The sequence below is a fragment of the Amycolatopsis samaneae genome (genome assembly GCF_039541975.1).
In the GTDB taxonomy this organism is placed as follows: Bacteria; Actinomycetota; Actinomycetes; order Mycobacteriales; family Pseudonocardiaceae; genus Amycolatopsis; species Amycolatopsis samaneae.
On sequence record NZ_BAABHG010000014.1, the window covers coordinates 134,130 to 146,778 of the forward strand.

A 12,649-nucleotide genomic window follows, 5' to 3' on the forward strand; every position below is an offset into this window, starting at 1 on the left:
GCTCCTTACGCGATGCGTTTGACGAGGTCCTTGACGATCTGGCCGGGGTCGACCTTCGGCAGCTCGAACTGGACGTCCTCCATCGAGAAGCTGAACGGCTTGCCCTGCTCGTAGTGCACCGGGGCCTGGACGCCGATGCGCAACCCGGAGCCGTAGGCGAAGGACGCGAGGTTCCAGTGCTTCTCGTACAAAGTGGCGGTGAGCCCGAACGCACCCGCCTCGACCTTGACGAAGCCGTTGACATCGAAGGTGAACTGGGGCTCCGCGGACAACCCGACCTTGGCGTCGAGCACCAGGCCCTGCTTCGGCGTCCAGTTGATCTGCACCGAGGAGTCGAACGCGCCCTCCAGGCCCAGCTTGCCCCCGACCTCGATCCCGGCCTCCGCGCTGACCAGCGGAATCCCCGCGCCCAGCGCGCCGCGTACGAACAGCCGCAGCCCGGCGTGCGCGGGTACGTGCAGGGCGGCGCCACCGGTGATCGAGGTGTTCTCCTCCTTGCCCGGCTCGTAGTGCACCTTCAGCCCGAGCTTCTGCAACTGGCCGGGACCGATCCCGGCCTCGGCGTCGAGCCCGCCCTGGATGGTGGCGAAGATGCCCACCCGCTGCCCGAACACCGCGATGCCGACGATCGGGATGTCCAGCCCGATCGTCACGATGTTCTTCTTGATCTCCTTGGCGGGGAACAGATCTATGGCGTCGGGAAGCTTGACCTCGCCGTCCAGCTGGATGTTGCCCGCCGGATCGAACTTGACCCCGGCGGTGGCCTGCAACCACGGCGCGAGCTTCAGCGTCAGCTCGCCACCGCCGTAGACACTCAGCGTCGAACCGGCGTCGCCCTTGCCCGCGGGCGCCTTCACCGGGGCCGCCGCCGGGGCGCCGGGTGCCGCCGGAGCGGCGGGAGCGGCGGGTGGCTGGTTGCTCACCCCGATGTGCACGTGCCCGGAGAGCATCCCGCGTGCGTAGGAGGCGTCCCCCTCGACGGTGAAGACACCGTCCTTATAGGACGCTTCAAGGCTCGCTTCCACCCCGGGGATCTTCGGCTTGGCGGTGCCGTGCGCGGACAGCTGCCAGGCGTTGTCCGGCGGCGTGCGGGTGATCGTGGCGGCGACTTCGCCGCCTTCGATACCCGGGACGTCCTTGGACAGCTGGAAGGCACCGCCGATGGTGAGCCCCTCCTGCTCGCCGAATTTGAGGTCGAGTTTCCCCTGCTGCAGGCCGGGCACCGAAAGCTCCGCGTCACCGTCGGCGGCGAACACGTTGTTTTCGTAGTGCACGTTGAGGTTCCCGGACTTGACTCCCGGCACCTTGCCCAGCCCGAGGCGGCCGTCCAGCTTCCACCGGTAGTCGCCGCTCGCCTTGCCGTACTCGAACGAGACGTCGGCGTCGAACAGCTTCTTGTCGAAGTCGATCCTGCCGCCGACCATCAGGCCGTCCTTGTTCATCTCGGCCTTCAGCTCGCCGTGGGCGACGTTTTCGAGTTCGACCTGGAGCGCTCCCCGCGCGCCGATCCCCGCGCCCTTGGAGTCCAGCCCGGCGAAGACCGTGATGTCACCGGACGCCTTGAACGGCTTCGGTATCGGCAGCTCGCTGGCGACGAAGGTGCGCTCCAGCCCGACCCGGTCGCCTTCGAGGACCAGGCTGACATCGAGGCCCTTCAACAACGGAATCGTGGGCGAGAGTGTCCCGCGCGCGACGAGCCCGACCCCGTCGACGATATCGACGTCGTCGAACTGGACCGGGCTCAGCTTCACCGCCTCGGCCTTCAGCTTCCTGCCGAGCGAGCGTGGGCTCAGCTGTCCGCCGTACTCGATGCCGGCCCGCTTTTCGTACGGGATCTCGAAGTTCGGGATCTCCTTGAACTCCGCGTGCTCGCGGAACGCGGCTCCGATCAGCTTGCCGCCACCCTTGGGATCCTGCTCCACCCTCCGCAGTTCGAACGGGGTCTGCGACAGGAACCGCTGGTCGGTCTTGGCGACCTCCGGGAGACCCGCGGCCTTCAGCTCGACGTGCCGGACACCACCACCGCCGAGATAGAACGTGAGGTTGTTCGGCGAGCCTTTCAGGTTGTACTTCTTGTAGTCGGCGTCGGTGAAGGGCTTCAGCGCGGCCAGCTGCTGCCCCTGGCTGATCTGTTCCGCCTCCCAGTTGAGTTTCGGATTGCCGGACGGCTCTCGCTTCGAATCGACGACACCGGTGAGCTCGACGGGTTCGGCCTTGTCCGGCGTCGCCAGGTTCTTCGGCAACTCCTCCTTGGGGTTCCTGTTCCGCAGGACCTTTTCCAGCCGCGCCAGCACATCGGCCCTGGTGTGCGCGAGGCTCGATTCGATCATGGGCCCGACACTCTGGTTGGCCGACGAATCGAGCATCCACAGGTTGCCCTTCGGCGTGGTGTCGGTACCGCCGAGCTGCAGGTCCAGCTTGTGATCGACGTCGAACCGCGAGGACTTCCCCTCCACCGTCCACATCGGACGCGTCACCGTCTGCACGATGTCCTCGACGGTCCCGAAGACGATCTGCTGGGAATTGACCTTGTAGTAGTAGAGTGGCGGGTCGCCGGGCTCGGAAGACCGGCCCTTCTTCCCCTTTTCGTCGTTCTTGACGAAGTTCTCCACGGTCGCGACCAGGCCGCCCGCCTTGACGTCCTTCGCCCATTGATCACGTTGCGTGTCGGTCCGCTTCGTCCCCGGCTTCGGAAGCGTGGAGGGCAGACGCGGCTGGATCAGCTTCGCCTTGAACCACGGCACCGGGAGCTTCTTCAGCACCAGCGTGTTGGGTGACTTGATCTCGGCTTCGGCGTTCAGCGCCTTCTCGTCCACGGGCTTCTCACCATCCGTGCCACCCGTGGGCCCGGTGGTCGCCGGAGCGGCCGCCTTGCTCTTCGGTGCGCGGTGGACGACGTGGTCGTGGTGTTGCAGGACGTGGGTGACCTCGTGCGCCATCAGGTGCAGGTCGTTCGGCGAGGAGTCGCTCGCCAGCCAGATGTGGTTGCCCCGGGTGACGGCGCGGGCGGCCAGTGCCCTGGTGGCGAGGTCGGCCTGGGTGTCGTGGTGGACCACGACGTGGCGCAGGTCGGTGTTGAGCTTGCGTTCCAGGATGCCCAGTGTCGGCTGCGGGATCGGGCTGCCGGGGCCGGGGTGGTCGAGGATCGCGGCCGGGGAGGTCTGGTCGGGCGCGTGGCCGGGGGCCGGTGGCGGCACGGCCGGGGCGACGGCGTGGGCGGCGCCGGGCGCGGCGGGGTGCGCGGCGCCGGGGGCGGCGGCACGGTGGATAACGGGGGTGGCCGGGGGCGGATCGCTGGTGACCTGGCGGGGGTCGCCGGGCACCGCGGCCGGGTCGCCGTGGGCCGGGGCCGGGTGATCGCGCGGGTGGGCGGGGGCGTCCCGGGTGACCTCGCGGGCCACGGCTTCGGCCTCCTTCTCCGCCTTGTCGTCCGGGTGGCTCACCGGCAGCGCGGGTTTGCCGCCCTGTTCGCGGGCCGCGCGCAGCAGCCGGTTCGCCTGCTGGTTGCCGACGCTTTGCTGGAGTTGCGACGCGTTCTGTGCCTGCTGCTTGGCCGGCGCCGAGGCGTCCGGGGGCTTCGCCGGACCAGCCGTCCCCGGCGGTTTCGGCTCGGTCTTGCGCCCGGGGCCGTCCTTCTTCTCCGCCGCGGGGGCCTTGGCGGTGGCGGGCGCGGGCGGGGCCGGTTCGGGCTTCTTCTCCGCGCGTGTCTTTTCGTCACCCATGAAGCAGTTCCTCCCCGAACCATTCGTAGAACGGCGTGCCGAACCCGCCGGGGGTGATCGGCAACCCGAGCTTCTGGTACTCCCGCCCGACCGACAGCACCAGCTCGCGCAGGCTCACCGCGGTGGCCGCCGGATCGGCGCGCAGCGCGCGGAACGCGGCGTCCAGCACCACGTTCTTGATGCTGCCGCCCGACAGCGAGAACCGTTCGGCGAGCCGGGAGAGCTCGTCCGTGCCGGGCGCGGTCACCGCGTCGGGGAACATCCCGCGCCAGATCCGCAGCCGGGCGTGCGCGTCGGGCGGCGGGAAGTCGACGATCGCGTGCAGCCTGCGCAGGAACGCGGTGTCGATGTTCTGCCGCAGGTTCGACGCGAGCACCACGACGCCGCTGAACTCCTCGACCCGTTGCAGCAGGAACGCCATCTCGACGTTCGCCCAGCGGTCCTTGGCCTCCTTGACCTCGCCCCGCTTGGCGAACAGCGCGTCGGCCTCGTCGAAGAAGATCATCGCGTTGGTCTGCTCCGCGTCGGCGAAGACACGGTCGAGGTTCTTTTCGGTCTCGCCGACGTACTTGCTGGCCACCGCCGAAAGGTCCACTTTGTACAGATCGGCGCCCTGCTCGCGGGCCAGCAGTTCCGCGGCCATCGTCTTGCCGGTGCCCGATCCGCCGGTGAACATCGCGACGACGCCGCGGCCGAGGCTGAGCCGCCGGTCGAAACCCAGCTCGCTGAACACCTTGCTGCGCAGGGTGATACGCGCGCGCAGCTCGTCCAGCTGGACCCGGTTCGCGGTGGGCAGCACCAGGTCGTCGAAGCCCAGCTCGGTCCTCGGCTCGATCCGGCGGGCGAAGGCCACCAGCCGTCGGGCCGCCTGACGGCGGCACCCCTCGTACAGGTCGTCCTGCGACAGCGCGGCCGTCCCGGGTGCCCGCACCTTCGCGGCCCCGCGGGCCGAGCCGATCGCGTCGGCGATCTGTCCCGCGGTCAGCTGGAACGTGTTCGCCAACAGCTCGGCCAGGACCTTCCGCGGCGGCGTGTCCAGTTCGGCGTCCGGCGGCAGCATCGCCAGCCACAGGTCACGGCGCGGCCCGTACCCCGGCGCGGGCAGGTCGACGCGCAGGAACCCGGACCCGGTGCCCTGACCCGCCGGATCCCACGGCGTTTCCGCGGTGGCGAAGGTCAGCCCCGGGTTCGCCCGGTCCACTCCCAGCGCCGGGTCCGCGTCGACCCAGCACAACGCGGCGCCGCGCAGCAGCGCCTCGCGGCGGCACAGGTCCACCCGCGACGGATCGGTCACGTGGGCGTAGAGCAGCGGACGCCCCGTTTCGTGACACAACGCCGCGGCGAGCGTCCGGCGCCCCGCCCCGTACGGGCCGTGCAGCAGCACGAACGCACGCTCGTCCAGTGCCCGCGCCAGCTCCCGCAGCCGCGCGCGCATCGCCGGATCCAGGACCAGTTCGTCCAGGGAAGGGCCGGGCGAGGCCACCGTGAGCACGTCCGCCACCCGGTCGTCCGCCGTGTCGTCGCCGGTCAGGAACCCGGCGATCCGCCGGTCCAGCCGCAGGCCGCCGGGACCGTCGACGATCAGCTGGTGCCGGACGAGCGGACCGGTGGCCGACAGTGGCGACGGCCCGGGCACGATCCGCGCGGCCAGCTCGCGGGTGGGGCCGGTGACCGTCGCGTCGTCGGCGAGGTAACCGAACAACCGCCGGTACCGGCCGTCCGTCCCGGGCAGCAGGCACAGCAGCACGAGGTCCCGCTCGGCGCCGGAAAGCCCGCATCTTTCGACCAAAGTAGACAGTCGCAAGGGGACGGTCGTGACGCGGACACGGGCGGCGATCTCCTCGGCCTCGTCATGCGCCGCGGTCAGCTCCGCCACGACCTCCGGCGGCGGCTCCGGCGGCCCCTCGGCCGCGAGGTACGCGTCGACCTCGGCCTCGCCGACGCTCGGCAGGCCCCACTGGTCGGCGGGCTTGAGCCGCCCCAGTTCGTGCCGGAACCACAGCACCTGGGCCCGCACCAGCCGGTCTGCGCGGGCGAGTTCGGCAGCCAGATGCTCGGCGCTGTCGGAATAGCCGTCGTTCACGTGTCCCCCAACCGGAAACTCACGCGCCGGTCCCCCAGCCACGGGACGGACTCGATCGGCCGGTCGTAGCCCGCCTGCCGGAGGACGACGTCCAGGATCCGCGAATCCAGTTCGACCCGCAGTTCCCTCGGCGGCCAGCTCAGCCGCCCCGGACGCCGGACGAAGTGGGTGAGCAGGTCCTTCTCGGGCAGGCCCGCACAGCGGCCCAGCCAGCGCGACCAGGCCGCGAGCACCGCGCGGGCCAGCCGCTCCGTCAGGTTCGTACCGGCGACGGAGCCGATCCTCAGGCCGTGCAGGACCGCGCCCAGTTCCCGGTCGACGGCCTCGCCGTGTTCGCTCTCGACGGCCTGCCAGCGCCGGGTTTCCCGCTCGACGTCGGCCGGGAGCCCGGCGAACGCGAGGATCGCGGGATCCACCGGTTCGGCCCCGCCCAGCCGGGTCCCGACGGCGAGGAGGGCGGGTGTCAGCGCGTCCCCGAGACCGAGCCGGGCGAACATCGCCGGCAGGCCGAGATCGGCGACCCCGCGCAGGAGCACCAGCAGACCGGCACACGGGGTGTCCTCGAAACCCGGGGACCCCGCCTCGCCCGCGGTATCCACAGTGGACTCTTCGAGGACTCTCGCCAGCACCGTCTCGGCCAGCGGATCACCCGTCCATTCCGGATTTCCGGCGAACACCGCGCCCCGCACCAGGATCCGCGCGACCGGCCCGGCCCGGAGCGGGCCGAGCCCGGCCACCGCCGCCCGCACGACGGCCAGGATCTCGGCCTCCCGGTCCGAGGGGCGGCGGTGTGGGGACGGCGTGCCCGTCAGTCCCCGCGCCAGGTGCCGCGGGTCCAGCCAGCCGAACTCGTCGGCCAGCGACGGGGGCGGCGGTCCGGCCGGGCGGCGGATCTCCTCCAGTGACCGCAGGACGTCCACCACGATCGCGGTGAGCGCGGCCGGATCCCGCCAGTCCGGCACCGGACGCGGCCGGTACCGCCGGGCCACCTCCAGCGCGGTCAGCGGCGCCGAGGCCCACAGGCCCCAGGCCCCGGCGATCCGGGTGGCGGCGACCAGCAGCGGCCACAGCCCGGCGAGATCGTCGGCCGCCGCCCCGCGCTCCCCGTACAGTCCGGAAAGGACGGACACCGGCACCGCGGCCAGCACCTCGCGCAGCCGCCCCTGCCGGTGCAGGGCCGCGAAGACCCGGTCCGCGGAGACGTCCGCGGCCAGTTCCCGCAGCACCTCCCCGATCGGCAGCTCGTGGAACTGCCGCAGGGATCCGAAGTACCAGTGCCCGGCGGCCTCCCCGCGCACGTGGTCGGCCAGATAGGCCGCCAGGAAGGCCGGTTCGTCGTCGAACTTCACCAGCCGCGCGCCGTCGCCGGTGGCGACGGTCTCCACGATCGCCACCGCCAGCGCCTCCGCCCAGTGCCGCGCGACGTCCGGCGCGTCGGCGCGCAACGCCAGTTCGGCGTGCACGTCACGCAGCACGTAGACGGCCTCGTCGTCCTCGAAGGTGCCGGCCAGCGCGCGCTCCAGCGCCGGGCCCAGCTCCAGCCGGGCCACCGTGTCCAGCCGCGACGCCTGTGCGGCGGCCGTCGTGCCGCGGACGACGTATTCGCTGCTCAGCAGGCCGATACGGGCCGGGACGGCGGTCACGGCCGCTGCTCCGATTCGCTCAGCTTCCGGACCAGCCCGGCGGCGACGTCCCCGTGGTCGGCACGCAACCGGTCGGCCACCTCCGCCAGCAGCGCCGGGTTCGCGGCCAGCACACCGGCGAGGGCCTCGCCCGCCGAACCCTGTGGTTCGTAGAGCTTCGCCGCGACACCCGCGGCGCCCGCGATACCGCTCAGCATCGTGCCGGTGGCCAGCGACTTCGCCGCGTCGTCCGCCGCCTGTGTCCGCACGTCCTTCGCGATGAGCTTGCCCGTGACGTGCAGGGTGCCGTGCACGGTCACCTGGTCGTCCCCGGTCACGGTCAGGCTCGGCTCGAACTTCCCTTCGGGCGAGTACCTCCCGATGGACAACGCCGAGTCCCCGTCCGGCGCGATCACCACCTGGATCTCGCGCTTCGTACCGTCCTTGACGGCGCGGATCTGCCACGGATCCTTGCCCTCCTCCGCCGAGGGCGGCAGGTTCAGCGCGCCGGTCCTGATCCGCAGCTCGCCCTGGACGGCGAGATGACCGCCGGCGTTCAGCGTGCCGCGGCCGTCGATGGCGAACGGGGTCGCGCCCGCGCCGTCCCGCACCGCGAACACCGTGTCGGCGTCGGGGGTGAGGTCGGCGCGCGCCGTCCCGGCCGGATGCACCACCGACGCGGCGACCACCCCGGCGTAGCGGCGGGCCGCACCGTCCACAATGAACTTCCCGGGGGCCGGCCCCGGCGAGATCCGCGCCAGGAACACCGGCCACGGATGGTCCTCCTCCGGCGCGGTGCGTTCGGGCCCGAACCCGAGATCGCCGTCGGGCACGCCCGGTGGGCGCGCCGGGTCGGGGTCCCCGTCGGCCTCGGTGAGCAGTACCCGCGGCCGCTCCTGCCAGCGGTAGTAGGCCGTGCCGGTGCCGCACGCGGTGTAGCCGTCGGGTGCCTGGTCGGACCCGACGCGGTCGTAGCACAGCCAGACGTCGTAGGGCACCTGCCCGCCGGGCGGCGGGGCGGGCAGCGGTGGGACCGCCAGCCGCCGCAACACGGCGATCTCCCGTCCGTAGCCGTCGACGGCCAGGCCCGGTTCGACCACCGGCGGCCCGCCGGACGCGGTCACCGCGAGCCCGGCGGCGATGCCCCAGCTGTGCCCGGCGAGGTTGTGCCTGCGCCGCATCGCGACGTGGTAGTCCTGCTCGTCGGTGAAGTCCCGCGGGCGCAGGTACTGGCCGTCGAAGTACCGCACCCGGACGATCCGGTCGGCGTCCACTTCGCACCTCCGAAAGTTCAGTGGATGGGCGGCGGGGCCTGGTAGTCCAGGACCCCGCCGGCGTAGGCGAGCCGTCGTCCGGGCAGCAGGCCGAGCGCGGCGGCCGTGACGTGCACCTTCCCCGACGCCCGCACCGGCGACACGGACTTGTCGAGCTGGTGCGTCGTTCCGGGCCCGAGCGCGAGGCCGTCGGTCACGTCGTGGACGGCGGTACCACCGTCCACAGTGGAGGCCAGGACCACCGAAAGGCTCGTGACCAGCAGGGAACTCGTGTTCTTCACCACGACGCGGTAGGGCAGCGTGGTGCCGTCGTACGTGCCGGGAGTGAGCGTCACCGAGATCGTGTCCGGGTCGACCGACGGCCCGCTGAACCGCGCGTCGACCGCCCTGCTGGCCACGTCCACCGCGTCCACCCAGGTGCCGAGCAGCTGTTCGCGCACCCGCGGATCGTCGGGATCGCCCGCCGGGGCGGTGCGCACCAGCGTGCCCTTCACCTCGAGGTCGCCCTCCACGGTGGTGGTGCCCCCGGCGTCGACCGCCAGCGGCGTGCCGCCCCGGCAGGTCAGCACCGCGAACCGGTACCACTCCGGCACCTCGGTGCGCGCGGGCGCGGCCAGCTCGACCCGCAGGCCCTCCCCCGCGACGCGGTACCAGCGCCATGGCCTCGCTTCCTTCGGCGCGGGCGCCGCCCTGCCGAACCGGATCGGGCCCCCGATCCGGCCCGAGGCGGCCGACAACGTCCCGGTCACCTCGGTCGCGTCCCCGGTGACCGCGAGCCGCCGCACCGGGCCGGGCGCGTCCACCGCGAACACCGGGTCCTCGCCCAGCCGCAGGGCCGCCCCCGACGGCGCGGCGACCGAGGCCGCCTCGGCGTCCGGACAGGACAGCGGGACCTCGATCGGCACGTACGGCGGCATCCCGGCGTGGTGCACGAGCCTGCCCAGCGCGATCAGGGAATCCGCGGGAGACGAGGCGGCGACGCCCGGCATGACCCGCTGGATCCGGACACAGACGCCCTCCTCGGTCCGGTCCCCGGTGGTCGTCTCCTCGTAGCTCAGCCACAGATCCAGCGCGTACGCGCCGGTGGGCACGTCCTTCCACGGCACCCGGATCGGCGCGGGCACCACCAGGGTCCGGCCCGCCTCGTCCACCGCCACCCCCGGCGCGACGAACACCCCGGTGGCGGCGGTGGTCAGGCCGAGGCCGTGCGCGATGCCGGGCCCGTGCGCGACGAGGTCGTGGCGGCGGCGCCCCTCGACGAGCCAGTCCTGTTCGGACTCCAGCACGCCGACGTCGAGGCGCTGGCCCTCCCGGTACCGTGGCCGATCCGTCATGAGGTCCCGGTCCCTTCACTGTTCGGCGGCGGCCCCGGTGCTTCGCCGCCCAGCAACCCCGGTGCTTCGCCGTCACCGGCCGGGGCGGGCGGGTCGGCGCGGAAGCCGACCACCCGGACGCCGGTCGGCGGCGCCTCGGGCGGCATGGTGACGTACCGGAGGGTGACCTGCTTGTCGCAGCAGTACACCGGCGGCTTGCCGAGCATCCAGTCCAGTTCGCCCAGCGTCCCCGGGATCCGCCATTCCTGCGGCGGCGCCGCGATCGTCAGGCCCAGTTTCCGGACCTCGAAGCAGGCCTCCTCCGGCTGGTGCCACAGCAGGCGCGCGAAGTTGACCTTGCCGCGCGGGGCGGGCCAGTCCGCGGGGCCGAACGGCCGCCGGTACAGCGTGCCGGGGTCGATCGCCCGGACGATCCACTGCCAGCGCCCGTCCGCGGTCCTGGTGCGGTGCAACCAGACGCGGGCCAGCGACACCGCCTCCCCCGCGCAGCCACCGGGACAGCCGTCACCGAGGAAGGCCAGCACGCTGTCCTGCACCAGCCAGTACAGCAGCCAGACGAACCGAGGGCCGGTCACCTGCTCCGCGTCGAGCAGGTCGACCACGAACCCGAAGTGCGCGGGCGGGCGGGTACGGACCGCTTCCCGGAGCCAGGCGAGCCGCGCCTCCGGCGTGACGCCGTCCCCGGCGACGCCGTCGGTGCGTGCCTTCTCCAGCAGGCACGCGGCCTCGGCGTAGCCCTCGCGCCAGCGGCGCCAGTCCGGCCGTTCCGGCTCGGCGCCGTCCACCGCCCGCGTCGCGACGAACCGGAAGGACTCGACGATGCGGCTGTTCTCGCACTCGCCGGTCTCCCCGCAGACCGAGCGGCCGAGCGCGAGGACCGGGTCGCCGCCGACCTCGGCGTAGGCCACGCCGAGGTCGAGCACGCAGTCCCCGGGCGGTTCCTGTTCGCCGGTGCTGCCGCAGGGCACCGGCGGCGGGCAGCTCGCGGTCAGGTCGAACGCGACCTGTTCCGGCAGCACGATGTCCTCACCGCAGGAGCTGACCGCGTACCCGGAGCGCACGAGGATCCCGCCGGGCACCCGCGGATCCGCGCGGACGTCGAGGCCGCACAGCACGCCCCAGCCCTCGCGGAACCGCGCCAGCGCGCGCTTGTCGCGGACCCAGCCGGCGAGCTCGGACAGGTCCTGGTCGGTCAGCAGCTGGCCGCAGAAGAACCTCGGCCGGGCCGGCGACGCCAGTTCGCACGTCTTCTTCCCGCCGCAGCCGCACCCGCAGCCGGTTCCGGTCGAAGCGTCGCTCATGCGATCGCCTCGCTCCGCGAGACAGTGTGGAATCCCTTTTGGCGCATGACATCCATGATTCGCTCGCAAGCGTCGCTCATGACTCCTCCCTCTCCTCTTCACGGTCAGCACGGTCACTGTGCCCGCCGCGCACCTCGAACCAGCTCTCGAACAGTCCACCTTGGACACCGTCGCCCGAGGGCAGCAGGCCGCGCAGGTGGTTGCCATCGACCGGGATGCCGCGGCAGTCGGGGATGAAGTCGCAGCGCAGCGACACGTACACGACCACGTCGTGCAGGCCGCGACGTCCGCGGCCGCTCAGGTAGTCCGGGTCGATGGTGAACACCGCGGTGCGGCCGTCGTCCTCCAGCCGCGGCGGGCAGTCCTCCGGATACGGCACGAACTCCAGTGCCTCGTTCGGCCCGCTGTACTGGACCACGAAGGTGAACGGGTTGACCCCGCGCGCGTTTCCGCAGTCTTCGTCGTATTCGCGCAGTGGCCGGTCGAAGCAGATGCGCAGTTCGCCGTGCTTGTGGTGCCGCAGATCGTGCAGGCTCAGCTTGCCGCCGTGCGGCCAGTTGATCCCGGTGACGTGCGTCAGCATCGCCGGCGGCGGGGGCAGGACCCGGCGGCCGTCGAGGTCGATCCGGTAACCGCCGCCCTCGTACGGGACGATCCGGGCCAGCGGCACGAGGTCACCGCACGGGCAGTGCGGTTCGAAGCACGAGCCCCCGCAGTCGCAGCCCTCCGGTTCGTGGCCGCAGCCGCAGTCGTGGTCGTCGGGCTCGTCGTCGCACCCGCAGCCCTCACCGGGCCAGCAGCCGGGGGTGACGTCGGAGACGACGAGACACACCCCTTCGCGGTAGCGGTTGAACTCCGTGTGGTGCGGGTCGCAGGTGCCCTCGGCGTACAGCGCCGGGACCGGCTCGATCTTCTCCTGGTGGTATTCGGCGCACAGCAGGAAGGGATCGGGCCGCGGCGGGCAGTCCTCGGCCGGCGGCTCGCCGTCCGGGCCGGGCGGCAGCGGCAGCCGGAACGCGGTGTCCCGGGTGAGCACCAGCTCCCTGCCACGGCAATCGATCGCGAACCCGGCGGTGACCACCACCCAGTCCCGCGCGCACTCCGGCCGTGGATGCGGGCGCACGTCCAGCCCGCACACGATCCCCCAGCCGTGCAGCAGCCGGTTGTGCAACCGGTGCCGGTTGAGCAGGTACTCGGTGTCGGCGGCGAAATCCCTCGCCGCCATGAACTTCCCGGTGAAGTACCGGTTCCGCTCCACGACCACGGGGCCGTGCGGTGCCGGTCGCTCTGACCTCGCTGACATCGGTGACTCC

At 72.3% G+C, this 12,649-nt stretch carries 7 protein-coding genes; all 7 read right to left on the reverse strand.

All coding sequences use genetic code 11. The features are described from left to right. Window positions 1-5 precede the first annotated feature (5 nt). Window positions 6-3,722, reverse strand: a complete 3,717-nt coding sequence (locus ABD987_RS32520) for an eCIS core domain-containing protein (RefSeq protein WP_345402843.1) — start codon at window positions 3,720-3,722, stop codon at window positions 6-8. Next, complete coding sequence (locus tag ABD987_RS32525) at window positions 3,715-5,805, reverse strand: AAA family ATPase (protein WP_345402845.1); 2,091 nt, start codon at window positions 5,803-5,805, stop codon at window positions 3,715-3,717. Before ABD987_RS32525 ends, ABD987_RS32520 begins: the two co-directional genes overlap by 8 nt. Continuing rightward, complete coding sequence (locus ABD987_RS32530; protein WP_345402848.1) at window positions 5,802-7,448, reverse strand: hypothetical protein; 1,647 nt, start codon at window positions 7,446-7,448, stop codon at window positions 5,802-5,804. Before ABD987_RS32530 ends, ABD987_RS32525 begins: the two co-directional genes overlap by 4 nt. Further along, window positions 7,445-8,701 carry a hypothetical protein gene (locus ABD987_RS32535; protein ID WP_345402851.1) on the reverse strand — a complete coding sequence of 419 codons (1,257 nt, stop codon included), beginning with the start codon at window positions 8,699-8,701 and terminating at the stop codon, window positions 7,445-7,447. The genes ABD987_RS32530 and ABD987_RS32535 overlap by 4 nt, the downstream gene beginning before the upstream one ends. A 17-nt stretch (window positions 8,702-8,718) precedes the next feature. Then, entirely contained in the window at window positions 8,719-10,035 is a 1,317-nt protein-coding gene (locus tag ABD987_RS32540) for a hypothetical protein (RefSeq protein ID WP_345402854.1), read from the reverse strand. Beyond that, window positions 10,032-11,336 carry a hypothetical protein gene (locus ABD987_RS32545; RefSeq protein ID WP_345402856.1) on the reverse strand — a complete coding sequence of 435 codons (1,305 nt, stop codon included), beginning with the start codon at window positions 11,334-11,336 and terminating at the stop codon, window positions 10,032-10,034. Before ABD987_RS32545 ends, ABD987_RS32540 begins: the two co-directional genes overlap by 4 nt. A 76-nt stretch (window positions 11,337-11,412) precedes the next feature. After that, window positions 11,413-12,639, reverse strand: a complete 1,227-nt coding sequence (locus ABD987_RS32550) for a hypothetical protein (RefSeq protein WP_345402859.1) — start codon at window positions 12,637-12,639, stop codon at window positions 11,413-11,415. Window positions 12,640-12,649 lie beyond the last annotated feature (10 nt).